Here is a 25,692-nt window from a genome sequence, read left to right on the forward strand (position 1 = left end):
CGGCGCCTCTGGTGGTCGTCGGATGGGGCGGCTACAGTAGGGCCTTTCATCTGCCGAGCTCAGTGCATGCCCTTTCTGCGCCCTACCCTGCTGACACTTGCCTGCCTGCTGGCGCTGCCGGGCCACGCCAGCGATCTGCCGTCACTTGGCGACGCCAGTTCCGCGATCGTCTCGCCCCAGCAGGAGCATCAGTTGGGTCGTGCCTGGCTGAGCCTGCTGCGCGGTCAGGTCAAACAGCTCAATGACCCACAGCTCAAGGATTTCGTCGAAACCAGCGTGTATCGGCTCTCTGAAACCAGCCAGCTGAACGACCGGCGCCTGGAGTTCATCCTGATCGACAGCAAAGAGCTCAATGCCTTCGCTGCGCCAGGGGGCATCGTCGGGGTCAATGGCGGGTTGTTCTTCAATGCCGAAACCGAGGGTGAGTACATCGGTGTGCTGGCCCACGAACTGGCGCACTTGTCGCAACGCCACTTCGCGCGCGGGGTCGAGGCGCAGCAGCGCATGCAACTGCCGATGATGGCGGCGCTGCTGGCCGGCATCGTGATCGCCGCGTCCGGTGCCGGTGACGCCGGCATTGCGGCAATCGCCGGCAGCCAGGCTGCGGCGATCCAGGAACAGCGACGCTTCTCCCGGCAGAACGAGCAGGAGGCGGACCGCATCGGCATCATCAACATGGAAAAGGCCGGCTACGACCCGCGCAACATGCCGACCATGTTCGAACGCCTGATGCGCCAGTACCGTTTCGATGCACGGCCGCCGGAATTCCTCCTGACTCACCCGGTCAGCGAATCGCGTATCGCCGACACGCGCAACCGCGCCGAACAGGCCGCCAAAGGGGGCAAGGAAGACAGCCTGTGGTACCAACTGATGCGCGCGCGCGTTCAGCTGTACTACGAGGAAACCCCAGGGCTGGCAGCCAAGCGCTTCCGCGCGCAACTGGATGAAAACCCCAATGCGCTCCCCGCGCGCTATGGCTTGGCGCTGGCTCAGGTCAAGGCTGGCCAACTCAACGAAGCGCGGGAGAACCTCAAGCAGCTGCTCGGCAAACAGCCGGACGACATCACCTTCAACCTGGCGCAGGTCGATCTGGACATCACCAACAACCGCATTCCCGATGCCCAGCAGCGCATCGATCGGCTGGTGACGCAGTATCCCGGCAACTACCCGATCAACCAGAAGCGGGTCGACGTGCTGCTCAAGCAGAACCGCATGGCGGATGCCGAAAAAGGCCTGGAAAACCTGCTCAAGAGCCGCTCGGACGACCCGGACGTGTGGTACCTGGTGGCCGAAACGCGCGGGCAGAACGGCAACATCATCGGGCTGCATCAGGCACGCGCCGAGTTTTTCGCCCTGGTCGGCGAGTTCGACCAGGCCATCCAGCAACTGGACCTGGCCAAGCGCCGGGCTGCGGACAACTTCCAGCTCGCCTCGCGAATCGATGCACGGCAACGCGAGTTGATCGAGCAGGATCGGTTGGTCAAGGAAATGCTGCGCTGAGACCCCGGCGGGCCGAATCGGGCCCGCAGAGTCGATCGGAATGAACCGACATATCCGACACATTGATTTTCACATTTTTTTCACGCAACTGCTCTAGCGTCTAGACTTGCTCCAGGTGCGATGAATTTTCCGTGACCGGTGTGAATATCTATGGGCGTTTTGTGGCAAACCGAACCTGACAAGACTGCAACCCCGGCTGGCAGTCCTGACCCGTCTCCATTGCCAGATAGCCCACGTCAACGTCACCTGTGGTGGCGTCTGTTCTGGTTGCTGGTGGTGATCACTGTCGCGGCACTGGCGTATGCGATGTACGCGGAAATGCGGACGTCGCGACTGCAGGCGCGCGAATTCAGCCGTTGGGCGGCGTCGCTGACCTACGAGCTGCAGCCGGGGCCAAGCGAAGCTATCGTCTATCCAGGCGAGGGCCCGTTCGACAAGCGCCTGGGCTACAGCGCCCTGGGCGATTTCATTCCACGGCTGCTCAAGCGCAATTACGTGGTCGAACGACAGACGCATTTTTCGCCGGCGCTGATGCGTTACGCCGGGCACGACCTGTTCGTGCCCTATCAGGAAAAACCCCAGGCCGGGCTGGTGATCACCGATTGCCGGGGCGACCCGTTGTACCTGTATCGCTACCCCCAGCAGCTCTACACCGAGTTCGCCCAGATTCCGCCAGTCATGGTCAACAGCCTGCTGTTCGTCGAGAACCGCGGCCTGCTCGACAGCCCCGAACCCCTGCTCAACCCTGCCGTGGATTGGCCGCGCTTTGCCAAGGCGGCCTGGTCGCAGGTAGCCAAGATGTTCGCCCTCCCCGGGCAGTCGGCCGGTGGCAGCACCCTGGCCACGCAATTGGAGAAGTATCGACACTCGCCCGACGGCCTGACCGGTTCCGGGCCGGAGAAGATTCGCCAGATGATCTCGGCCAGCGTGCGTGCCTATCAGGACGGTCCGCAGACCCTGGAGGCACGCCAGCGCGTCGTGCGCGACTACCTCAACAGCGTGCCGCTGTCGGCCGTGCCCGGCCATGGTGAAGTGCACGGCATGGCCGAAGGCTTGCGGGTCTGGTATGGCGCCGATTTCGAGCAGGTCAACCGCGCCCTCGCCAGCACCACCACCGACCCCGCCAGCGAAGCCGCGCGTGGGCTCGCCCTGCGCCAGGTACTGTCGCTGATGATCGCCCAGCGCCGTCCTTCGTACTTCCTCAACAAGGGCCATGACGACCTCGCCGAGCTGACCGACAGCCATATTCGCCTGCTGGCCGCCAACGGTATCGTTGACCCGACCCTGGCCACCGCAGCCCTGGCCAGCCAGGTCATGTACCGCGATTGGGTGCAGGAGCCTACCTGGCAACCCAACGAGTCGAACAAGGGCATCAGCGTGGCGCGCAACCGCCTCTCGTTCATGCTTGACCGACCGTTGTACGACCTGGACCGGCTGGACCTCTCGGCCACCACCACCCTGCATGCCGATCTGCAGAAACAGGCCAGTGATTATCTGCGCCACCTTGCCGACCCGGCCTTCGCCCAGCAGATCGGCCTGATCGGCGAGCGCCTGCTGACCTCGGCCAGCACCCGAGAGGTCAGCTACAGCTTCACTCTGTTCGAACGGACGGCCGACGGCTCGCGGGTACGAGTGCAGACCGACAACACCGACCAGCCCTTCGACATCAACGAAGGCAGCAAGCTGGAGCTGGGGTCGACGGCCAAGATGCGCGTGCTCACCACCTACCTCGAGATCATTCACGAACTGCATGAGCGCTATGCCGGGCAGACACCCGCGCAACTGCGCCAGGTGAAGATCGAAGAAGCCGATCGGCTGTCGCGCTGGGTGCTCGACTACATGATCCAGAACCCCGGCGTCGATGCGCGGGCACTGCTCGGCGCCGCCCTGGAGCGCAAGTACTCGGCAAGCCCTGCCGAGAGTTTCTTCACCGGCGGCGGGATCCACACTTTCGGCAACTTTCGGCGCGAGGACAACGGCCGCATTCCCACGCTCAAGGAAGCGCTGCAGGAGTCCATCAACCTGCCCTTCATCCGCCTGATGCGCGACCTGGTGCGCTACAGCACCTACTCCGCGCCAAGCAACAGCGGGCAGTTGCTCAGGGACGACGACGATCCGCGTCGCCAGGAATACCTGGCCCGCTTCGCCGATCGCGAAGGCACGGAGTTCCTCCAGCGCTTCTGGAAGAAGTACCAGCGCAAGACCACCGAGCAGCGCCTGGAAACCTTCCTCGACGGCATGCGTCCTACCCCGCAGCGGCTGGCGGCCGTGCATCGCTACCTGTACCCCAATGCGCCCCAGGCGCAATTCGATCGCTTCGTGCGCGAGCACAGCAAAAGCGACAACGTCACCGACAAGCGCCTGAACGAGATGTACACCGGCTATGGCCCAGGCCGCTACAACTTGCCGGATCAGGGCTACATCGCGCGCGTCCACCCGCTGGACCTGTGGCTGCTGGGCTACCTGCTCAATCATCCGGATGCCAAGTTCGGCGAGGCGGGCGCGGCCAGCCGGTTCGAACGGCAGGAGGTTTACAGCTGGTTGTTCAACAGTCGCCACAAGCGCGCCCGCGACAACCGTATTCGCACCATGCTCGAGATCGAAGCGTTTACCGATATCCATCAGCGCTGGCAGCGCGTGGGTTATCCGTTCGATCATCTGGTGCCATCGCTGGCGACCGCCATCGGCAGCTCGGGTGACCGCCCTGCGGCCTTGGCCGAGCTGATCGGCATCATTCAGAACGATGGCATCAAGCTGCCTACCGTGCGCATCGACACCCTGCATTTTGCTGCCGACACCCCCTACGACACTCGGGTGATCAGCGATCCGGACCGCGGCAAGCGAGTTCTGCCCGCCGAGGTCGCGGCGGCCATGCGCGAGGCGCTGTCGCAGGTGGTGGACGCCGGCACCGCGCGGCGGGTATCGGGCAGTTTCAAGACCGATGACGGCACGGCGCTGGTGATGGGCGGCAAGACCGGCACCGGTGACAACCGCATTTCCAGCTTCGGTGCCGGGGGCCGGGTGATCAGCTCGAAGGCCATCAACCGTACCGCCACGTTCGTGTTCTTCATCGGCGAGAACCACTTCGGCACCCTGACCGCATTCGTGCCGGGCAAGGCGGCGGAGGGCTTTCGCTTCACTTCGGCGCTTCCGGTGCAGGTGCTCAAGGGCATGGCTCCGATTCTCACTCCCTACCTGCAGCCGGGTGCACACACCCAGTGCAGTGCGCCCTTGCAGGCTGCACGTTGAATGGCAGGGCGCGCGGCGAACGAATTCATTCACGCGGGCCTGGCGGCGTAATAAGCTATGTCGATAGCCCCCTATCGGACCAGGAGCCCCGCAATGAAGGCAGACAACCCATTCGGTATTCATCGTGTCATGCACGAGATCAAACGTCGCCGCCTGCAGGTGTTGCGTGTTGTGCAGCTCACCCCACGCATGCGCCGCATCACCCTCGGCGGCCCCGAGCTGGCCGGTTTCGTGAGCGAAGGCTGCGATGACCACATCAAGCTGATGTTCGCCACCACCCCGGAGCAGCAAGCGGCGCTCGACACCATGGTGCTGGGAGCACCGACGCCGGACGAAGCCAAGCCCGACATGCGCGACTACACCCCACGGCGCATCGACCTTGCAGCCGGCGAGCTGGACATCGACTTCGTCCTGCACGGCGACGGCCCCGCCGCAACCTGGGCGGCCCAGGCCGAGCCGGGTCAATTCCTGCACATCGGCGGCCCACGCAGCTCGATGCATGTACCGGATGTGTTCGACGCCTACCTGCTGATCGGCGACGAAACGGCGATCCCAGCCATGGCGCGCCGTCTGGAAGAACTGTCGGCCAACCGTCGTGCTCTGCTGGTGGTCGAGGTAGAGAACGCCGACGAGCAGCAGTCGTTCGACAGCGCGGCGGCATTCGAGGTGATCTGGGTCGACCGTCGCCATGGCGACCTGCTGCAGACGGTCAGCGACCTGCGCCTGCCCGAAGGCGTGGTCTACGGCTGGATCGCGACCGAGGCGGGGCTCTCGCGCAAGTTGCGGCGCGTGTTGCTCGACCAGCATGGGCTGAGCGAAGAGCAGATCAAGGCCGCCGGCTACTGGCGGCTCGAAGGTGACGACGGCGAGTGACGCTGGCGCCTGGTCGGTGCACGGGGTCGCCTAGCGCGTGCCCCGACGCCCCCACCAGCGGTCCACAGCCAACACCAGCACGGAGCAGCCAAGGAAGGCCATCAATACGCCCAGTGCATTCAACCAGACCTGCCCCATGCCCAGCTTCGAAACGTCCAGGAACGGATAAGGGTAGACGCCGATGCTCTGTCCACGCAGCAACAGGTAGGCGAAATACACCAGTGGATAGATCGCCCACGCCGGTACGTGCCACAAGCGCAACGTACCTTTGGGCACGCAGAGTGCCCAATACAGCACGAAAGCGACCGGCAGCACATCGTGCAGCAACTCGTTGGCCAGCCATTGCCAACCCTGGGGCTGCCACAGGTTGCGCAGCAACAGGCTGTAGGCCACGCCGACCACAACGATACTGACCATGACCCCACTGCTCACCGCGGGCCGCAGGCAGATACGCCGCCATTTCGAGTCGCACGTCGACACGTGAGCGGTCAACACGCCAGCCACTGCCGTATTGGTAAGAATGGTGAAGAAGCTGAAGAAATGCACCAGCCCACCCAGCAGGCTCGCTTCGATCTGCCAGCGCGACCACAGCACCAGATACAGCTGCAGGGCCAGAGCAAACCAGGTGGCGGCCGCCGCCAGCGCAACCAACCGGCGTTCGCCAGGGATCAACGCTTGCCGCGCTGCAGTTGCACATAGAGCCGTTCGACTTTTTCCCGCGCCCAAGGCGTCTTGCGCAGGAAGGTCAGGCTCGACTTGATGCTCGGGTCACTCTTGAAGCAGCGGATGTCGATCCGCTGCGCCAGTCCTTCCCATTGGTAATGCGCCACGAGCGCAATGAGGATCTGCTCCAGCGTTACGCCGTGCAGGGGGTTGTGTGTAGGCTCATGCATGCCAGGCTCCAGAAACGGCGGGGCAGAAGGTGCGCACCTTAACCAACGGGCACGGCGGCGCAAAGCTTTTATTGGGCGCTCGCCATCGGCCGCAATGCCCATTCGGGCAGGCGCCAGACCGCGCCGTGCGTGCGCGCCGCCTGCGGCAAGCCGCCGCACTGTTGCAGTTTCGGCAACTGACCCTCTTTCAAACCCGGCTTTAAAAGCGGGGCCTCGAGCTATATCCTTCCGCCGCAACAAACTGAAACGTTTCACTTTTGAAAAATAACGAAGCGCTTCTCGAACAGCTTCGGACCCACCAGAAGAACCCTCTGCCAATGCCTCTTACTGCCCCCTCACGCCCCATGGCGTTTTTGCCGTTCACCGCGTTACTTGCACTGGGTACCCTGGGCACCAGCCAAAGCGCTGTTGCCCTGCCCGCCTTCGATTCGCAGTCTCCGTTCATGTTCGGCGACTGGAACGGCACCCGCGGAGATCTTTCCGCCAAAGGCTACGATTTCAAGCTCGACTACACCGGCGAAGTCGGCAGCAACCTGCACGGCGGTTACAACCACGACCATGCCACGCGCTACAGCGACCAGTTTGCGTTGGGCGTGCACATGGACCTGGAGAAGATCCTCGGTTGGCACGACGCCGAGTTCCAGCTCACCCTGACCGACCGCAACGGCGACAACATCAGCAACGACCGGATCAACGATCCGCGTGTCGGCGGTTTCACATCGGCGCAGGAAGTCTGGGGGCGCGGCAACATTACGCGGATCACCCAGCTGTGGTACCAGCAGAAGTTCTTCGACCAGCGCCTGGACATCAAGGCCGGTCGCTTCGGTGAAGGCGAAGAATTCAACAGCTTCCCGTGCGACTTCCAGAACCTGGCGTTCTGTGGCTCACAGGTGGGCAACTGGGTCGGCAGCGTCTGGTACAACTGGCCGGTGAGCCAGTGGGCGTTGCGCATCAAGTACAACATCACACCGCAGCTGTACGCCCAGGTCGGCATTTTCGAGCAGAACCCCTCGAACCTGGAGAACGACAACGGCTTCAAGCTCAGCGGCAGCGGTACCGAAGGCGCCATGCTGCCAGTCGAGCTGATCTGGAAGCCGACGCTCGGCGGGCTGCCGGGCGAGTACCGTGCCGGCTACTACTACAGCACCGCAGACGCCGACGACGTCTACAAGGACCGCAGCGGTCAGCCTGCTGCAATCACCGGCCAGGATTACCGCAGTGCTTCCAGCCGCCACGGTTTCTGGCTGGGTGCCCAGCAACAGCTGACCCGTGTCGCCAGCGACAACTCGCGGGGCCTGAGCGTGTTCGCCAACGCCACCCTGCATGACAAGAAAACCAACGCCATCGACAACTACGTCCAGGCCGGCGTCGTCTACAAGGGTCTGTTCGATGCGCGTGCGCGCGACGACATCGGTTTCGCCGTGGCCAGGGTCCACGTCAACCCGGCGTATCGCAAGAACGCCGAGTGGCACAACCGTACCCTCGCGCTCAGCGATTACAACGATGCCGCGTACCTGCCGATCCAGGACACCGAGTACAGCGCCGAGCTCTACTACGGGGTTCACATGGCCAACTGGCTGGTGCTGCGACCGAACCTGCAGTACATCCGCCACCCGGGCGGCGTCAGCCACATCGACGACGCATTGATTGGCGGCTTGAAGATTCAAGCATCGTTCTGAAACTAAACGGCGCTGAAATACCCTTACACACACGAGCTCAGAAAAACTTGAACTCTGCTGAACCATTTGAACATGACGGAGAAAACTCACTATGAGCACTGACGGTGCTTTGCGTCGGTCGCGCCTGCTGCCCAAACTTCTGGGTATCGTGATGCTGCTGATGGGTCTGGCCTTGCTGGCCGGCGGTATCAAACTGGCCACCCTGGGTGGCTCGCTGTACTACTTGATCGCCGGTATCGGCGTAGGCTTCACCGGCGTGCTGCTGCTGCAGGGTCGTCGCTCGGCCATCGGCCTGTATGCAGCGGTATTGTTCGCCAGCACCGTCTGGTCGTTGTACGAAGTGGGTCTGGACTGGTGGCAACTGGTGCCGCGCCTGGCCCTCTGGTTTGCCTTGGGCGTGGTCCTGCTGCTGCCCTGGTTCCGCAAGCCACTGCTGCGCCAGCCTGCACCCAAGGCCACGGCTGCGCTGAGCATCGCCGTGGTTCTGGCGGGCCTCTGCGCACTGGCCAGCCAGTTCACCAACCCTGGTGAAATCAAAGGCGAGCTGGACCGCGAAACCGCCAACATGCCCAACACCGCACCGGCGATGCCCGACGGTGACTGGAACTCCTACGGTCGCAGTGCCCACGGCGATCGCTACTCGCCACTGGCGCAGATCACCCCGGAAAACGTCAGCAAGCTGACCCCGGCCTGGACCTACCGCACCGGCGACATCCCTGGCCCGAACGATCCGGGCGAGACTACTGCGGAGAACACCCCGCTCAAGGTCAACGGCATGCTCTACGTATGCACGCCACACAGCCAGGTCATCGCCCTGGACCCGGACACCGGCAAGGAAATCTGGCGTTTCGACCCGAAGATCAGCACGCAGAACGCGCCGAACTTCAAGGGCTGGGCCCACATGACCTGCCGTGGCGTGTCGTATCACGATGACGCTGCCTACGCCGCCGCCAGCCCGGCCACCGACGCCACCGCACCTGCGGCTGCGCCGACTGCCTGCCCGAAGCGCATCTTCGTGCCGACTGCCGATACCCGTCTGATCGCTCTGAATGCCGACACTGGCAAGATGTGCGAAGACTTCGGCGACAAGGGCCAGATCGACCTGCGCGCCAACATCGGCGAGTTCGCTGCGGGTGGTTACTACTCCACTTCGCCACCGGCCGTGACCAAGAACCTGGTCGTGATTGGCGGCCACGTGACCGACAACGTTTCGGTGGACGAGCCTTCGGGCGTGATCCGCGCCTATGACGTGCACGACGGTCACCTGGTATGGAACTGGGACAGCGGCAACCCCGACGACACCACGCCGATCGCTGCGGGCCAGACCTATACCCGCAACTCGCCGAACATGTGGTCCATGTTCAGCGTCGATGAAAAGAACGGCATGCTGTACCTGCCCATGGGCAACCAGATGCCCGACCAGTGGGGCGGCAACCGCACTCCCGAGTCGGAGAAGTACAGCGCTGGCCTGACCGCGCTGGACATCGACACCGGCCATGTGAAGTGGACCTACCAGTTCACCCATCACGACCTGTGGGACATGGACGTGGGCGGCCAGCCTACCCTGATGGACCTCAAGACCGCCGATGGCGTTAAGCCGGCCGTGCTGGCCTCGACCAAGCAGGGCAGCATCTACGTGCTGAACCGCTTGACCGGCGAGCCGATCGTGCCGATCCACGAAGTGCCGGTGCCCCAGGGCGCGGTGGAAGGCGACCACACCTCGCCCACTCAACCAAAATCCGACCTCAACTTCATGCCACCGGTCATGCAAGAGCGCGACATGTGGGGTGTGACGCCATTCGACCAGATGCTGTGCCGGATCGACTTCAAGTCGCTGCGCTATGAAGGTCCGTTCACGCCACCTTCGCTGCAGGGCACCTTGGTGTACCCAGGCAACTTCGGCGTGTTCGACTGGGGTGGCCTGTCGGTCGACCCGGTGCGTCAGGTGGCGTTCGTCAACCCAAGCTACATGGCTTTCCGCTCCAAGCTGGTGCCTGCTGCAGAAGTGGCCGGCGGCCCTGGTCGCAAGAGCGAAACCGAGGGTGTGCAGCCCAACAAGGGCGCGCCGTACGGGGTAATCCTGGAGGCGCTGCTGTCACCGATGGGCCTGCCTTGCCAGGCGCCTGCCTGGGGCTACGTGGCTGCGGTCGACTTGACCACTCACCAGACCATCTGGAAACACAAGAACGGTACCGTGCGCGACAGCTCGCCTGTGCCAATCCCGTTGAGCATGGGCGTGCCGAGCCTGGGTGGCGCTTTCACCACGGCCAGCGGCGTGTCGTTCCTCAGCGGTACGCTTGACCAGTACCTGCGTGCCTACGATATCCGCAACGGCAAGCAGCTGTGGGAAGGTCGCCTGCCTGCAGGCGCACAGACCACGCCGATGACCTACACCGGCAAGGATGGCCGTCAGTATGTACTGGTGGTCGCTGGCGGGCACGGCTCGCTGGGTACCAAGCAGGGTGACTACGTGATGGCGTTTGCACTGCCTGAAAACAAGTGATGTCGATGTAATGAAAAACGGCTCCCTCGGGAGCCGTTTTTTTGAGTGTGTCAGTGACGACCATTCACCCCGCTACTTCTCAATCACCTCCCCCCGCTGCGCCGCCAGCCTGACCAACAACCGATTCTGCGCCGGCACCGGAACTCCCTGGGCTTCCATGGCCTTGATCAGATCCTCCACCAGCGCGTTGAACTCGCTGCGGCTGATCTGCTGGCCCTTGTGCGCTTCCACCATGTCATCCCCGGTGTACTCGCACGGCCCGCCCGCCTCGACACAGAACTTGTCGATCAACTGCACACGCAGCAACTCGATGTTGACGTTGCGAAAGTGCGCCACGATTCGCTCATCCCGAGCCACGTTCAGCAACATCCCCTCCACGATCCGGCTGATCCCCGGTTTGCCACCCAGCGCCTGGTACAGGCTGTCGTCCTTGGCCGGCTGCTGGTGACCCGTGCAGGCACCCAACAGCAGAACCATGCCCAGCACACACATGCGCATGTCAAAAACTCCCTTGCACGGACAGGTAGGTGCCGTTCTGGTTGTCCAGCGTGGCGATCTCGCCCAGTTTCGCGTAGGCCAGCACGATCGCCAGATGCTTGTTGGGGAAATACCCCAGGAACACATCCGCCCAGTCGCTTTCGCCGGCGAACGACAGGTTGTCCGGCTTCTCTCGGTACTCCACGCCCAACGCCCAGCGCGGGTTGAACAGCACGGCCAGCGAACCCTCCTTGAGCAGGCTGCGGCTGTCGCGGCAATCACCGCCGAAGCCCAACAGGCCCAGTTCGTTGGCGCGGCTGTAGCGCACTCCGCCATTGACCAGCAGGTTGTAGCCAAACGCTGCGCCCATGAACAGGCGACTGGCCGTCAGGTAACCCTCGACATCTTCGTCACGCTTGGCGCCGACCAGGCTGGGAATGAGGAAATCCTTCTGCCGCTTGTAAGCCAGGCCCAGCGCCACCTGTGGCAGTTGGTCGTAGATCAGGTCACCGAACAGGCGCACCTTCACCCCGAAAACGTCCTGGCTGAGGCTGTCTTCGGGCAGCCCCAGCTTGTGCACCAGCGAGCCCAGGTCGAAGCGTTGTCGGGCGTAGGAGAATTCGATGCGATTGTCGTAGCTGGCGGCCATGCCTGCCACGTCGAGCCGGTAGTCCGGCAGGTCCACGCGGGTGGCAAATGCCGTCGCGCCCCACTCGCCCTGCTCGCCATAGCCGGAAAGCACGGCCCAGGGCGTGATCCCCCCACCGGCAGCGCCGTCGATACTGCTGGCACCGCCGGTGGCCAACAAACGGCCCTCGTTGGCGTAGAGCGACGGTTGCCAGCACAAGGCCAGCGAGCACAACAACACGGCTTTTCGCATCATGACATCAGTGAACCACGGCAATTGAAATGGGCGAGGACTGCTGCATCCAGGCTTCGAAGGCGACAGCGGTCAGCGGCCGGCTGATCAGATAGCCCTGGGCGGTGTCGCAGTTCCAGCGTTCGAGCAAGCGCAGGCTGTGTTCGTATTCGACGCCCTCGGCCACCACTTTGAGGCCCAGGTTGTGGCTCATTTCGATGGTGGACCGCACGATCACCGCATCCTCGCTGGTTTCGTCGAGGTTGCGCACGAACGACTGGTCGATCTTGAGCTCCTGCACCGGCAGGCGCTTGAGGTGGGCCAGCGACGAATAGCCGGTGCCGAAGTCGTCGACAGACAAGCTGATACCGCAGTCGCGCAGGCTGTTGAGCACCTTCAGCGCCTTCTCGGGCTCGCGCATGATCGCGCTTTCGGTGATCTCGAAAATCAACTGCTCGGCCGGTACCTGGTGCAGGCCGAGCAGGCGCACGACCCGCTCAGGCAGGTCGGACCCCAGCAGGTCATCCGCCGAGATGTTCAGCGACAACTGCACGACCAGGCCGCGCGTGTTCCATTCGCTCAACTGTCGAATGCCTTCCTCGATCACCCACCGGGTCAGCGTCTGGATACTGCCGGTGCGCTCGGCCAGCTCGATGAATTCACCGGGCGAGACATTGCCCAACTGTGGATGCTGCCAACGCAGCAAGGCTTCGGCCTGGCGTACCTGCTTGTCGCGCAGGTCCAGCTTGGGCTGGTAGTGCAGGGACAACTCGTTGTTCGCGGCGGCCCGACGCAGGTCGCGGATCAGCCGCACCTGACGCTGGTGCGCGAGGTCGCGACCGTGCTGATACACCTGCAGGCGACCCGGCATGTCGGCGGCGTCTTTCATCGCGATTGCCGAACGCGCCAGCAACTCCTCGGCGCTCAGGCCGTCGGAGGGGAAGGCCGCGATGCCGATACGGCAGTCGATGGCAACGTCGTGGCCACCGAAACGGTGGGGTTGCAGCAGCACCTGTTGCAGTTTGTCGGCCACCGCCACGGCGCTGTCGCTGTCGAGGTTTTCCAGCAGCAGGAGAAACTCGTCGGTGATCAGGTGCGCGACCGTGTCGCCGGGTCGCACCAGCTCCAGCAGCGTCTGCGCGACTTGCTGGAGCAGTTTGTCGACGAAGGTCGGTCCACCGCTTTCACTGAGTTCGCGCAGGTTATCGATACCGATGTACAGCAGTGCGATCGGTCGGTCGGCGGCAATGGCGCTGCCCAGGCGCTCCATCGCCAGCGTGCGGTTGGGCAAGCCAGTCAGCGCGTCGTGCAAGGCATTGTGGGCCAGTTGCAGCTCGCGCTCGGCGATCCCGGCCTGCATGCGACTGATGGCCTTGGCCAGCACGCCCAGTTCGTCGGTGCGGTCCAGCGGCACGTCGGTCTGGTAGTCGCCATGGCCGATGCGCCCAGCGGCCCGCGCCAGGCTCTGCACCGGCAGCGAGACACTGCGCGCCAGCAGCAAGGCACCCACCAGGGAGGCCAACAATGCGGCGAAGGCAATACCGAAGATATTGCGATCCAGGGCGACGAACGCGCGCATCGCTTCATCCAGCGGGCTTTGCAGCAGTGCCATGACTTTTCCGCCCTCCGGGCCACTGCTGCTGGCCAGCAGCAAGGGCTGGCTGAGGTAGGTACGATCATTGTGTTCGGAAAGGGAAATGTGCTGCGCCGCCGATTCATTGACCTGCATCCACTGACTGATGCTGGCGGACAATTCGGTCGGCTGGGTGCTCACCAGCGTGCCGACCTTGCCGGCCTCGGTAGTCAGGAAGGACACCTGCAAGTTGGTCAGCGAGTGCAATTCCTGGGCAAGGGTCACATCCATGCTGAAACCCATCACCACCCGCGCGATCGGCAGCGGTGCCAGCACTGGCGCTTCCACCAGCAAGTGCGGCAGCCCCTGCAGCGGCACGAACAGCATCGACTGGCTGGTTCGGCGGGCTTCGCGCAGCGCCGTGTCATAGGGAAACACGCTGCCGGTGGGGACCTGGTCCACGGTACTGGCCAGGACACGACCGTCCATGCCCAACACGAACATGTCGGTGGCGCCGATGCGCGCGCCCTGGTTCTGCAGCGCCGAACGGATGGTCGGCGAGTCGCCGCTGGACACCGCATCGCGGAAACCGAAGTCGGCAGCCAGCAACTGCACGCCGTCGCGCAGGCGCCGACCGCGCACATCCAGCAGACGCTCGAACACTCGCGTGCCCACTTGCAGCTGCTCGCGGGCCTGGGCGCGCACGGCATCGTTGGTGGCCACTTTCACGGCCACGGTCAAGGCCCCCACTACCACCGACAGCAGCAGAATGAGTACGCAGGCGATGCGCGCCTGGAAACTATTGCGCAGCTTCACCGGCAGCCTTTTTGAACGCATCGCTGAACGCGCCGGTCGCCGGCTCCTGGGCAGCGTCGTCTGCTGTTGCCTCGACCTTCAGGGTGTAGTTCTGCGTCATGGCCGTCGCCGTCATGTCGATCTCGCCTCCTGGCTGTACTTGCGCATCCACGCTGCGCGGATGCCACAGGCTCACGTGGTAGCGGCCTGCGGGTAATTGATCGAAACGCACGCGCCCTTGCTCGTCGCTGACGGCGAACCAGGGATCATCGGTGACATAGATATAGCCAAGCATCCAGTCGTGAATATTGCAACCCAGGACTACCACACCAGGCTTGTCGAACAGCTCCGGCTTGCTCGGCGTGCCCTCATAGAGCCGCAGCTCGAAGCGCTTGGCGGGCGAAAAGGAATACACCTGATGGCGGATATTGTCGCTGTTGGGAAATGAAACCGAGGTACCGGTGGCCACGGCCAGCACGTGCGGCAGGTACTTCTGCGCGCGCTGGTCCATGACCGCCGTGGCCTGCCTGGATCCGGCGGCCGCCGGCCCTCCGGACAGGCTGAACACTGCGTCGGCCAGAGGCTTGCCGTCGGCCTGGGTGATACGTGCCTCGAAGGAGGCCGCGCTGACCCACGTACTGAGGACGAGACTGCCGAGCAAGGCGCCAAACCTGATCATGAAAATTTACCTGACGGATGAAAGTGTCGCCTGTTGCGGCCCACTTGGGCCACAAGCCCGGTTACAACCTTATCGGCAGCCGGCCGCAAAGCTTCAGTGCAACCATTGAAACCAGTCGCACCCTGCCCCATCTAAGCAGCATAGTCATTGACGCAGGTGCCCCATGAGCGACCAGCAGGAATCCAACGAGAATCCGTCCGAAGATCTGGACAACGAGCACATCGAGCACTCGACCCACTCCAGCACCGAGCTGGCCCTGCCTGGGCAGAACCTGCCGGACAAGGTCTACGTCATCCCGATCCACAACCGCCCGTTCTTCCCCGCGCAGGTGCTGCCGGTCATCGTCAACGAAGAGCCCTGGGCGGAAACCCTGGACCTGGTCTCCAACACCGAGCACCACTCGCTGGCGCTGTTCTTCATGGACACCCCGCCCGACGATCATCGCCATTTCGACACTTCCAGCCTGCCGCTGTACGGCACGCTGGTGAAGATCCACCACGCCAGCCGCGAAAACGGCAAGCTGCAATTCGTCGCGCAGGGGCTGTCGCGCGTGCGTATCCGCACCTGGCTCAAGCACCATCGCCCGCCGTATCTGGTAGAAGTCGAATACCCGCAGCAGCCCATCGAGCCCACCGACGAGGTGAAGGCCTACGGCATGGCGCTGATCAACGCCATCAAGGAGCTGCTGCCGCTCAATCCGCTGTACAGCGAAGAGCTGAAGAATTACCTCAACCGTTTCAGCCCCAACGACCCGTCCCCATTGACCGACTTCGCCGCCGCGCTCACCTCGGCCACGGGCAACGAGCTTCAGGGCGTGCTCGACTGCGTGCCGATGCTGCGGCGCATGGAAAAAGTCCTGCCGATGCTGCGCAAGGAAGTCGAAGTCGCACGGCTGCAGAAAGAAATTTCCGCCGAAGTGAACAAGAAGATCGGCGAGCACCAGCGTGAGTTCTTCCTCAAGGAACAGCTCAAGGTCATCCAGCAGGAGCTGGGCCTGACCAAGGACGATCGCAGCGCCGACGTCGAGCAGTTCCAGCAGCGTCTGCAGGACAAGACCTTGCCGCCCGCCGCGCAGAAGCGCATCGACGAGGAAATGCAGAAGCTGTCGATCCTGGAAACTGGCTCGCCGGAATACGCCGTCACGCGCAACTATCTGGACTGGGCCACGGCCCTGCCATGGGGTGTGTACGGCAAGGACAAGCTCGATCTGAAGCATGCGCGCAAGGTGCTCGACCAGCACCACGCCGGCCTCGACGACATCAAGACACGCATCATCGAATTTCTCGCGGTGGGCGCCTACAAAGGCGAGATCAGTGGCTCCATCGTGCTGCTGGTGGGCCCGCCGGGCGTGGGCAAGACCAGCGTCGGCAAGTCCATCGCCGAATCCCTGGGTCGTCCGTTCTATCGCTTCAGCGTCGGCGGCATGCGTGACGAAGCCGAGATCAAGGGCCATCGCCGCACCTACATCGGTGCCCAGCCGGGCAAGCTGGTGCAGGCGCTCAAGGACGTCGAGGTGATGAACCCGGTGATCATGCTCGACGAGATCGACAAGATGGGTCAGAGCTTCCAGGGCGACCCAGCGTCGGCGCTGCTGGAAACCCTGGACCCGGAACAGAACGTCGACTTCCTCGACCACTACCTGGATCTGCGCCTGGACCTGTCCAAGGTGCTGTTCGTATGTACTGCCAACACCCTGGATTCCATCCCCGGCCCGCTGCTCGACCGTATGGAAGTGATCCGCCTGTCCGGGTACATCACCGAAGAGAAAATGGCCATCGCCAAGCGCCATCTATGGCCCAAGCAACTGGCCAAGGCCGGTGTCGACAAGAATCGCCTGACCATCAGCGACAGTGCGCTGCGCACGGTGATCGAAGGCTATGCCCGCGAGGCCGGCGTGCGCCAGTTGGAAAAACAGCTGGGCAAACTGGTACGCAAGGCCGTGGTGCAGTTGATCGACAAGCCTGATGTACCGATCAAACTTGTGCCCAAGGACCTCGAAGCTTCCCTGGGGATGCCGGTGTTCCGCAGCGAGCAGGTGCTGTCGGGCAAGGGCGTGATCACCGGCCTGGCCTGGACCAGCATGGGCGGCGCCACCTTGCCGATCGAGGCGACACGTATCCATACGCTGAACCGTGGCTTCAAGCTGACCGGGCAATTGGGCGAGGTGATGAAGGAGTCGGCGGAAATTGCCTACAGCTACGTCAGCTCCAATCTTGCGCAGTTCGGCGCCGATTCCAAGTTCTTCGACGAGGCCTTCGTGCACTTGCACGTACCCGAAGGCGCCACGCCCAAGGACGGCCCGAGCGCGGGTGTGACCATGGCCAGCGCGCTGCTGTCCCTGGCCCGCGACCAGGCGCCGAAGAAGGGCGTGGCCATGACCGGCGAGCTGACCTTGACCGGGCACGTGCTGCCGATCGGCGGCGTGCGCGAAAAAGTCATCGCCGCGCGGCGGCAGAAGATCATGGAGTTGATCCTGCCCGAGCCAAACCGTGGCAATTTCGAAGAGCTGCCGGATTACCTCAAGCAGGGCATCACCGTGCATTTCGCCAAACGTTTCGCCGACGTCGCCAAGATTCTCTTCTAACCCATCCACCCCCTGTAGCGGCGGCGCAAGCCGCGTCAGGGGGCATTGCCCCCCTTCAGACATACTTCATCTACCGCCGACGCGGCTCGCGCCGCTGCTACGACGGCCCCATCCGCCACACCCTTGCGCCCTGACGCGGCTCGCGCCGCTGCTACGACGGCCCCATCCGCCACACCCCTTGCGCGCCGACGCGGCTCGCGCCGCTGCTACGACGGCCCCATCCGCCACACCCCTTGCGCCCCGACGCGGCTCGCGCCGCTGCTACAACGGCCTCATCCGCCACACTCCTTGCGCGCTGACGCGGCTCGCGCCGCTGCTACAACGGCCTCATCCGCCACACCCTTGCGCGCTGACGCGGCTCGCGCCGCTGCCACAACGGCCCTATCCGCCACACCCCTTGCGCCCTGACGCGGCTCGGGCGGTGGCTGCAACGCCCCGAAACGACACGACCCCCTGTAGCAGCGGCGCGAGCCGCGTCCGGCCCCACCACCGCCCCACCAGACTCACCACAATCTCCCCAAACGCGGCTCATACGCCTCACTCCTGCACATTCGACGAACTGGGTTATGCTTTCCAGATCCTCGTCCGTTCGGAGCCACCATGTCCGTCGTCCGCCTGATCCTTCCCGCCAGCCTTGCCGCGCTTACAGCCTGCGCCCAGCAACCGCTTCACAGCGTCGTGCTGGAAAGTCAGAGCCAATGCCCGGTTTTCCTCAACGTCGACCAGACCGTCACCCTGCAATTGCCGACCAACCCTAGTACCGGCTACCGCTGGCTGGTGCAGAATCCGGGCGCGAGCGTTTTGCGCAGCCTCGGGCCAGAGGTCTACAGCCATCCAGAAGAAGCCGGGGTGGTCGGGGCTGCCGGGCAATCCACCTGGCGTTTCCAGGCGCGCACCCCAGGCAAGGGTCACCTGATGCTCGTGCTGCAGCAACCCTGGGCCCCGGAAATCCCCCCAGCTCAAACCTTCAGCTGCGACATCACCGTAAAATAATCCGTAGGAGCGGTCATCGGCCGCGAAATGGGCACCGCAGTCCAACTGCTACACCGCGGGGGCCCTTCTCGGCCACAGACCGCTCCTACAGCAATCGTCATCCCCCGTAGGAGCGGTCATCGGCCGCGAAACGGGCACCGCAGTCCAACTGCTACACCGCGGGGGCCCTTCGCGGCCACAGACCGCTCCTACAGGAATCGTCCCCCCCGTAGGAGCGGTCATCGGCCGCGAAATGGGCACCGCGGTTCCACTACCACACCGCACATCCCACAAAAAATGCACCCCCGCCCTACATCCGCTAAAATGCCGCCCCGATTTCCCGCAACCCGCCTGGATCGCCCCGTGAGCAAAGAGCCCGACCGCCTATTCGCCCAGCCCCTGAGCCAGGTCCCCGACTTCGCCTTCAACGAAGACGTGGTGCGCGTGTTCCCGGACATGATCAAACGCTCGGTCCCCGGCTACCCCACCATCGTCGAAAACATCGGCGTGCTCGCGGCGCAATTCGCCCAGCCCAACACCACACTCTACGACCTGGGCAGCTCCCTGGGCGCCGTCACCCAAGCCTTGCGCCGCCACGTGCGCGCCGAAGGCTGCCAGGTGATCGCCATCGACAACTCCCAGGCGATGGTCGAGCGCTGCCGCGAATACCTCAACGCGCAGAACTCCATGTTTCAGGAACTGCTACCGGTCGACGTCATCGAGGGCGACATCCTGGCCCTGGGCTTCAAGCCCGCGTCGGTTATCGCGCTCAACTTCACCCTGCAGTTCATCCCCCCGGCCCAGCGCCTGGAACTGCTCACCCGCATACATCAGGCCCTGGTCCCCGGCGGCGCACTGATCCTCTCGGAAAAACTGCGCTTCGAAGACGACCAACAACACGACTTGCTCACCGACCTGCACATCGCCTTCAAACGCGCCAACGGCTACAGCGACCTGGAAATAGCGCAGAAACGCAGCGCCATTGAAAACGTCATGAAGCCCGACAGCCTCGAAGAAAACCGCGACCGCCTGCTCGCCGCCGGCTTCAGCAAGGTCGTGCCCTGGTTCCAATGCCTCAACTTCGCCTCGATGATCGCCCTGCCATGATTGACCTGTCCCCGCTCGTCCGCCGCCTTGCCAACACCCCGCTGGCTAACTGGGCCAATGGCCTGCAAGCCCAGCTCGACACCAAGATGGAAAAAGGCCACGGCGACCTCCAGCGCTGGCAGAGCGCCCTCGACGCCCTGCCCCCGGTAACCGCCTGCAACATAGACTTGGTCAACGGCCTGCGCCTGGACTGCGAAGACAACCCCGGCACCTACGACCAGATGCGCGCCGCTCTAATGGGCCTGTCCCCGTGGCGCAAAGGCCCTTTCGACCTGTTCGGCGTCCACGTCGACACCGAATGGCGCTCGGACTGGAAATGGGACCGCGTCGCCCCCCACCTCGACCTGCGCGGCAAACGCGTGCTCGACGTCGGCTGCGGCAACGGCTACTACCAGTGGCGCATGCTCGGCGCCGGTGCCGACAGCGTCATCGGCGTCGACCCCAACTGGCTGTTCTTCTGCCAGTTCCAGGCCGTGCAACGCTACCTGCCCGACCTCCCCGCCTGGCACCTGCCCTTCGCCCTGGAAGACCTGCCCGCCGGGCTGGAAGGCTTCGACACCGTGTTCTCCATGGGGGTGTTCTACCACCGCCGTTCTCCGATCGAGCACTTGTTGGCGCTCAAGGATTGCCTGGTCAAAGGCGGCGAACTGGTCCTGGAAACACTGGTAGTGCCCGGCGACGAGCACCAAGTGCTGGTTCCCGAAGACCGCTACGCGCAGATGCGCAACGTCTGGTTCCTGCCTTCCGTCCCAGCCCTGGAAAAGTGGGTGCGCCGCGCCGGCTTCACCGACGTGAAATGCGTGGACGTGAGCATCACCACCGTGGCCGAGCAACGCGGCACCGAATGGATGAAATTCCAGTCACTGAGCGACTTCCTCGACCCCGACGACCACAGCAAAACCGTCGAAGGCCTGCCGGCGCCGATGCGCGCGGTGATCACTGCCCGGAAATAGGCCGTGAGGCTGGAAGGGGCAAATGGACGGTGAAATAAACGCCGTCGCACTTCCCTTCTTGCCGCTCATCGACTCCTTCACAGAACCATAAAAAAACTTGAAATGGTTGCATTTGCTGCAAGCCAAGCAGGGCAAGGTTTTGCGCCCAGCACATCGATAATCTGGCTGATTTCTAACCAGCTCATTGGGTTTTCAACCCGAACTCAAGCCTATATCCTGTGTCCACTTCTTACCAAAACCACCACATAGGCGATTTTTGGTGCAAACCAGGGCTTTCAGGTCCTGACCGGACGACTGGCATCAAGGTTGTAAGAAATATCCGTTTCGGCGGTTTTTTTGTGTCCTGGCGTGAACACGAGCAGGCAAAAAACCCTATAATCGCCGCCCACTTCAAGGACCTGAGACATGACCCATCGCGACATCGAAGCCGGCACGAGCACCTCGACCGAAGCTTGCCCGCGAAGTCAGCGTCTCAGCGCGCTCCAACCGGATCGTTGATAGCCCACGCCAGGGCACCACGCTGAAAAAGCCTGGACCCGGCGACGCAACACGCACACCAAGCCAGCTTGCGCCACGCAACCTCGGCAATCAGATTTCTAAATTCATCAGCCGCCCACAGCGGCCTCGAGCAGGAGCCTCCCCCATGCTGAGCTGGGACGAATTCGACAAAGAAGACGCAGCCGAACCCGCCAAAGGCGCCAACGCCGGCCACGCCAGCGAAGCTGCGATGGACAAGCTCGACAGCGCCGGCGGCGCCGCCGCCCAAGAGGCCCGCGCCGCCAGCGCCAGCGACTCCGCTGCCGTAGCCCGCGCCAAAGCCGCGCTGAACAAACTCGACATCGCCGAAGGCCTGGCCGAGCTCGAAGGCTCCGCCGCCCGCGTCGCCGTCGACGAGAAGCGCATGATCAACTGCCGCGCCGACCTCAACCAACTCGTACCCTTCAAGTACGACTGGGCCTGGCAGAAGTACCTGGACGGTTGCGCAAACCACTGGATGCCGCAAGAAGTCAACATGAACGCCGACATCGCCCTCTGGAAAAACCCGGAAGGCCTGACCGACGACGAACGCCGCATCGTCATGCGCAACCTGGGCTTCTTCAGCACCGCCGACTCCCTGGTCGCCAACAACCTGGCCCTGGCCGTGTACCGCCTTATCACCAACCCGGAGTGCCGCCAGTACATCCTGCGCCAGGCCTTCGAAGAAGCGATCCACACCCACGCCTACCAGTACTGCATCGAATCCCTGGGCATGGACGAAGGCGAAATCTTCAACATGTACCACGAGATCCCATCGGTCGCTAAAAAAGCCGCCTGGGGCCTCAAGTACACCCGCGCCATCTCCGACCCGGAATTCAACACCGGCACCGTCGAAACCGACAAAGAACTGCTGCGCAACCTCATCGGCTACTACTGCGTACTCGAAGGCATCTTCTTCTACTGCGGCTTCACCCAGATCCTCTCCATGGGCCGCCGCAACAAGATGACCGGCGTCGCCGAGCAGTTCCAATACATCCTGCGCGACGAATCCATGCACCTGAACTTCGGCATCGACGTGATCAACCAGATCAAGATCGAAAACCCACACCTGTGGGACGCCGAACTCAAGGAAGAAGCTTCGCAGATGATTCTGCAAGGCACCCAGCTGGAAATCGAATACGCCCGCGACACCATGCCCCGCGGCGTGCTGGGCATGAACGCGGCGATGATGGAGGACTATCTGAAGTTCATCGCCAACCGTCGCCTATCGCAGATTGGGTTGAAAGAGGAATACCCAGGGACCACGAACCCGTTCCCTTGGATGAGCGAGATCATGGACTTGAAGAAGGAGAAGAACTTCTTCGAGACGCGGGTTATTGAGTATCAGACGGGTGGGGCTTTGAGCTGGGATTGATGGTGGATCCTGCTTAGCACTACTAGGAAGAGGCCGCCTTTGGGCGGCCTTTTTTTGTGCCGGGAATTCAGGGGGTTTTGACCCATCGGCCGCGCAAGATGCTCTTCAGTTCATCAAGGGAAAAGGAACATATTGAGAGTTACGTGGCATCAGGGAGGCCCATGCTGTCAGCGTCGAGTGACTACTACTTTCCTCGATGTGATCCATGACCTAGTCTCGATGCCTCAGACCGATCGAGGCGCGGCAGTTCCGGGACTCGACACTTCCCTGCCTATAAGGCCAACACGCACGTTCTTTCATGCTGCGCGATTGCCGAATGATTGTCAGATCCACTCCCTTTGGAGCCGCTTTCGCTGGGAAAGGATCAGAGCCAGTTCGAAAGGCAACGACGTTGTCAGCACCTCTCGGAATGAAGTTCTGCTCGTTGAATACGGTTTGCCGAGCTGTATTGGCTGGCAAAGGTATTTCGGATGATGCTCGAGGCAGAGAGAACTCGGGGACTTGCCTGGAAGGCATTTCATTTGCTCGGCCCGTTTCCTCGACGCTAACGACTGCGCCGATTGACTGTTTGTGTGTTGAGTCGAGGCTGAGGGGTCGGCTGATCAGCAGGAACGCACTTATTGTGGCTATGCCTCCAATCGCCAGACAGGCGACTGTGTAGAGAACGCTATGTTTTCGACGTCTTCGAATGACTCGTTCCGGCGCGTCGCTAATGTCAGCTTTCATCCACTGTCCTGCTCGTCCTTGGGTAGGTAAGGGCCTTAAGCCCTTAGCTCAGCTCCGCAAAATCCAGCCTAGCGGATGCGACGGTCACTCAGGCCGATTGAATCATATCAGCGAGATGCGGAGCGACTGCTTTTGCCGATTGCAGCCTGTCGCGAAGGTCCGCAACAGACCCATAGCTGACGTTGGTGACAGGCAGGAATCGGCCAAAAGCAGACAACAAACTACACTTTATCGAAGATCTCGCTACAGGTAAGATTTGACGCTAGCTCGTATCTTGTTAAGCAGAATAAGTAGTTTCCTTTTTTGAATCGACGGACGGAATACTCATGACACAAGAGAAGCACGGAATCCAAATCTTTGATCAGACGGGAGGCCCTGTCCTAGAAATTGGGCCGCATCTCGTTCGTGAGAATTCTGAGTTTGCTGAGACAATAGGCATAATCGCCGCATCATGGGCACAGGCAGAGGTTAATTTGAATTGCCTATTCGCAATCCTACTGGATACAACTCCGGACGAGGCCGCGGATCAGCTCAAAAGATACAGGAGCGCAGCAAGAGCGGCAGATGGAGCAAGGAAGCTCGCTGCGGAATACCTGACAGGAGCAGAGCTTGAGTCCGTCACAAAAGCTCTGAACCAACTCGATTTGGTACGGTTACGACGTAATCGAGTGCAGCATGACGTATGGGCTAAGAAAGACGACGACAATCAAACAATGTTTGCCATTCACGCTGATCAATACTTAGCTTTCACTACCAACTTTGTAGCGGCAACAGAGTTAGCGATCCCTGAGGACGAAAAAAGTGAGATAGTCCTAAATTTAGCGAACGAGTTCGCGGCGACAATAACAAAAGGCCACACCATTAGAGACCTTCAAGAAATTGACCACGAGTTGAACCTTGCAAGCAAGTCTCTCATGGAGGCGATGTTCTTCCGTATATCCCAGCGTTTGAAGGAAAAAGGTGCTGCGCTGGCTCAGCGTTAAATCTCGACGACAGTCCGCTTCTGGCTTGTATCAGCCGCCTACCGATGTCTACTATTGGCCGGTTAGCGACCGTTGCTCCGATTAGCCATCCTTGTCCCTCCACGTGTGGAAGGACAAGGATCGGTCAATAGCTGCCCTTCGCGGATGTGAGCTATCGGCCATTAGCGGACGTTCGCAAGCGACCGCTACGGACGAAAAGCGGCAACTCCGAGCTTCTACCAAACTAGGGGCGGTTCACTCCGCCTTCCGTAACCGGATAAGATTGTAATAAGATAGTGACTTAGTGCCTGCGTGTTTGGTACGTTTCGTTTCTAAAAGCGATTAACCTGCTGAGGTTGTGATGGAAAAGGATTTGGTTGCAGATTTCGATGCAAAGAGGGAAGTTTATAATTCGTTTGCAAAAACGGTTGCCGATCTTTTGGAACGATTACTGCTAGCCAAAAAAACCTCGTATCACTCTATCTCCTTCAGATGCAAAGCACGAGATAGCCTTGAGCGAAAAGTAGATGCTAAGCAGCGCTATAATACGCTAGAAGAAATAACCGACTTGGCAGGCGCCAGGATAATCACACATTTCTCAGATGATGTAGATGTAGTGGCCTCAATGGTGGAAAGCGAGTTTAAAGTCGATAGGGCCAACTCTATCGACAAACGCGCATCGCTAGACCCTGATAGATTCGGTTATTTGTCTCTGCACTACGTAGTATCATTAAAGCGTGAGCGAGAAAAACTTCAAGAATATTCTGCTTTTAAAGGAATGAAGATCGAAATTCAGATACGTTCGATTTTGCAGCATACTTGGGCAGAAATAGAGCACGACATAGGATATAAAAGCTCAATTGAGGTGCCTCGAGCCACAAGACGAAAATTTTCTCGAATGGCTGGTTTATTGGAGCTGGCCGATCAAGAGTTTGTATCTATAAGGTCAGAGTTACAGAAATATGAGAAGTCTATAAAGTTGGAAATCCTTAGGAATCCAGAAAAGGTCGCGCTCGATAAAATTACGTATCTGGACTTTATCTGCTCTGATCAGAAATGTGTATCAATGGATTCTGAAATTGCTAGCTTATGTAATTTTAAATTTTTTGAGGAACCAAAAAATGTCGCCAAACAGTTGGATGGGCTCCTGTTTTTCGGTTTGAGAACTATTGAGCAGCTCAAAAAATCATTAGTTGAGAATGAACGGTCAATAATGCGTCGCGCCGCGGACGTTAATGCTCAGCTAGATACAATTGATAAGCCTAGGCTTGTATCAAGAGGGATTTCTATCTTTTATCTTTCGCAGGTTCTGGCTGCGAATAGCAAAGATCCTGAAGTGATTGAAGCGTACTTTGCCGCAAGAGGGATAAGCGGTACTAAATTCAAAGAGTATCTTCTTCAGTTCGCACGATGAGTT

The 25,692-nt window shown here is 61.5% G+C and carries 18 protein-coding genes; 12 read left to right on the forward strand and 6 right to left on the reverse strand.

Annotated elements, in window-relative coordinates:
* Positions 1-66 precede the first annotated feature (66 nt).
* From ONG87_RS15910 to ONG87_RS15920, 3 genes are all read left to right on the forward strand, one after another.
* A complete protein-coding gene (locus tag ONG87_RS15910) occupies positions 67-1,500 on the forward strand; it encodes a M48 family metalloprotease (protein WP_264381622.1) in 1,434 nt (477 codons plus the stop codon).
* Between the two features lie 150 nt (positions 1,501-1,650).
* Positions 1,651-4,749, forward strand: coding sequence for a transglycosylase domain-containing protein (locus ONG87_RS15915; protein ID WP_264381623.1), 3,099 nt, complete (start codon positions 1,651-1,653; stop codon positions 4,747-4,749).
* A 93-nt stretch (positions 4,750-4,842) separates the two neighbouring features.
* On the forward strand, positions 4,843-5,622 hold the full coding sequence (locus ONG87_RS15920) for a siderophore-interacting protein (RefSeq protein ID WP_122476693.1): 780 nt from the start codon (positions 4,843-4,845) through the stop codon (positions 5,620-5,622).
* A gap of 30 nt (positions 5,623-5,652) precedes the next feature.
* Here the strand turns inward: ONG87_RS15920 and ONG87_RS15925 are convergent, their stop codons facing one another.
* Together ONG87_RS15925 and ONG87_RS15930 are read right to left on the reverse strand one after the other, a co-directional pair.
* Entirely contained in the window at positions 5,653-6,294 is a 642-nt protein-coding gene (locus ONG87_RS15925) for a Pr6Pr family membrane protein (RefSeq protein WP_264381624.1), read from the reverse strand.
* Positions 6,291-6,515, reverse strand: coding sequence for a VF530 family DNA-binding protein (locus ONG87_RS15930; protein ID WP_122476696.1), 225 nt, complete (start codon positions 6,513-6,515; stop codon positions 6,291-6,293). Before ONG87_RS15930 ends, ONG87_RS15925 begins: the two co-directional genes overlap by 4 nt.
* Before the next feature lie 344 nt (positions 6,516-6,859).
* On the opposite strand from ONG87_RS15930, the gene ONG87_RS15935 reads away from it, so the two are divergent.
* Together ONG87_RS15935 and ONG87_RS15940 are read left to right on the forward strand one after the other, a co-directional pair.
* Complete coding sequence (locus ONG87_RS15935) at positions 6,860-8,194, forward strand: carbohydrate porin (RefSeq protein WP_264382871.1); 1,335 nt, start codon at positions 6,860-6,862, stop codon at positions 8,192-8,194.
* A 91-nt stretch (positions 8,195-8,285) separates the two neighbouring features.
* Positions 8,286-10,697, forward strand: coding sequence for a glucose/quinate/shikimate family membrane-bound PQQ-dependent dehydrogenase (locus tag ONG87_RS15940; protein WP_185794228.1), 2,412 nt, complete (start codon positions 8,286-8,288; stop codon positions 10,695-10,697).
* A gap of 72 nt (positions 10,698-10,769) precedes the next feature.
* Here the strand turns inward: ONG87_RS15940 and ONG87_RS15945 are convergent, their stop codons facing one another.
* Genes ONG87_RS15945 through ONG87_RS15960 form a run of 4 tightly spaced genes read right to left on the reverse strand, consistent with a single transcriptional unit; the run spans position 10,770 to position 15,080 of the window.
* On the reverse strand, positions 10,770-11,195 hold the full coding sequence (locus ONG87_RS15945) for a group 1 truncated hemoglobin (RefSeq protein ID WP_192102523.1): 426 nt from the start codon (positions 11,193-11,195) through the stop codon (positions 10,770-10,772).
* Between the two features lies 1 nt (position 11,196).
* Positions 11,197-12,054, reverse strand: a complete 858-nt coding sequence (locus ONG87_RS15950) for a DUF3034 family protein (RefSeq protein WP_192058279.1) — start codon at positions 12,052-12,054, stop codon at positions 11,197-11,199.
* Positions 12,055-12,061: 7 nt separating this feature from the next.
* Positions 12,062-14,422, reverse strand: coding sequence for a bifunctional diguanylate cyclase/phosphodiesterase (locus ONG87_RS15955; RefSeq protein WP_122476702.1), 2,361 nt, complete (start codon positions 14,420-14,422; stop codon positions 12,062-12,064).
* The gene (locus ONG87_RS15960) at positions 14,406-15,080 is read right to left on the reverse strand and encodes a methylamine utilization protein (RefSeq protein ID WP_192138136.1); all 675 of its coding nucleotides are present in this window, start codon (positions 15,078-15,080) and stop codon (positions 14,406-14,408) included. Before ONG87_RS15960 ends, ONG87_RS15955 begins: the two co-directional genes overlap by 17 nt.
* 163 nt (positions 15,081-15,243) lie before the next feature.
* Here ONG87_RS15960 and lon point away from each other — a divergent pair, with 163 nt between their 5' ends.
* The 7 genes from lon (at position 15,244) to ONG87_RS15995 (ending at position 25,689) form a co-directional block, all read left to right on the forward strand.
* On the forward strand, positions 15,244-17,664 hold the full coding sequence (gene lon / locus ONG87_RS15965; RefSeq protein ID WP_122476705.1) for an endopeptidase La: 2,421 nt from the start codon (positions 15,244-15,246) through the stop codon (positions 17,662-17,664).
* 600 nt (positions 17,665-18,264) lie between these two features.
* On the forward strand, positions 18,265-18,657 hold the full coding sequence (locus ONG87_RS15970) for a protease inhibitor I42 family protein (RefSeq protein WP_185794224.1): 393 nt from the start codon (positions 18,265-18,267) through the stop codon (positions 18,655-18,657).
* A gap of 303 nt (positions 18,658-18,960) precedes the next feature.
* Positions 18,961-19,743, forward strand: a complete 783-nt coding sequence (gene cmoA / locus ONG87_RS15975) for a carboxy-S-adenosyl-L-methionine synthase CmoA (protein WP_192138137.1) — start codon at positions 18,961-18,963, stop codon at positions 19,741-19,743.
* Positions 19,740-20,696: a tRNA 5-methoxyuridine(34)/uridine 5-oxyacetic acid(34) synthase CmoB gene (gene cmoB, locus ONG87_RS15980; protein WP_264381625.1), complete on the forward strand. Its 957-nt coding sequence runs from the start codon at positions 19,740-19,742 to the stop codon at positions 20,694-20,696. Before cmoA ends, cmoB begins: the two co-directional genes overlap by 4 nt.
* A 643-nt stretch (positions 20,697-21,339) precedes the next feature.
* Positions 21,340-22,587 carry a ribonucleotide-diphosphate reductase subunit beta gene (locus tag ONG87_RS15985; RefSeq protein ID WP_122476712.1) on the forward strand — a complete coding sequence of 416 codons (1,248 nt, stop codon included), beginning with the start codon at positions 21,340-21,342 and terminating at the stop codon, positions 22,585-22,587.
* Positions 22,588-23,639: 1,052 nt separating this feature from the next.
* Positions 23,640-24,296, forward strand: coding sequence for a hypothetical protein (locus tag ONG87_RS15990; RefSeq protein WP_192176520.1), 657 nt, complete (start codon positions 23,640-23,642; stop codon positions 24,294-24,296).
* 340 nt (positions 24,297-24,636) lie between these two features.
* Entirely contained in the window at positions 24,637-25,689 is a 1,053-nt protein-coding gene (locus ONG87_RS15995; RefSeq protein ID WP_264381626.1) for a GTP pyrophosphokinase family protein, read from the forward strand.
* The last annotated feature ends 3 nt before the right edge of the window (positions 25,690-25,692 follow it).

The sequence above is a fragment of the Pseudomonas sp. MM227 genome (genome assembly GCF_947090715.1).
GTDB classification, from domain to species: domain Bacteria; phylum Pseudomonadota; class Gammaproteobacteria; order Pseudomonadales; family Pseudomonadaceae; genus Aquipseudomonas; species Aquipseudomonas baltica.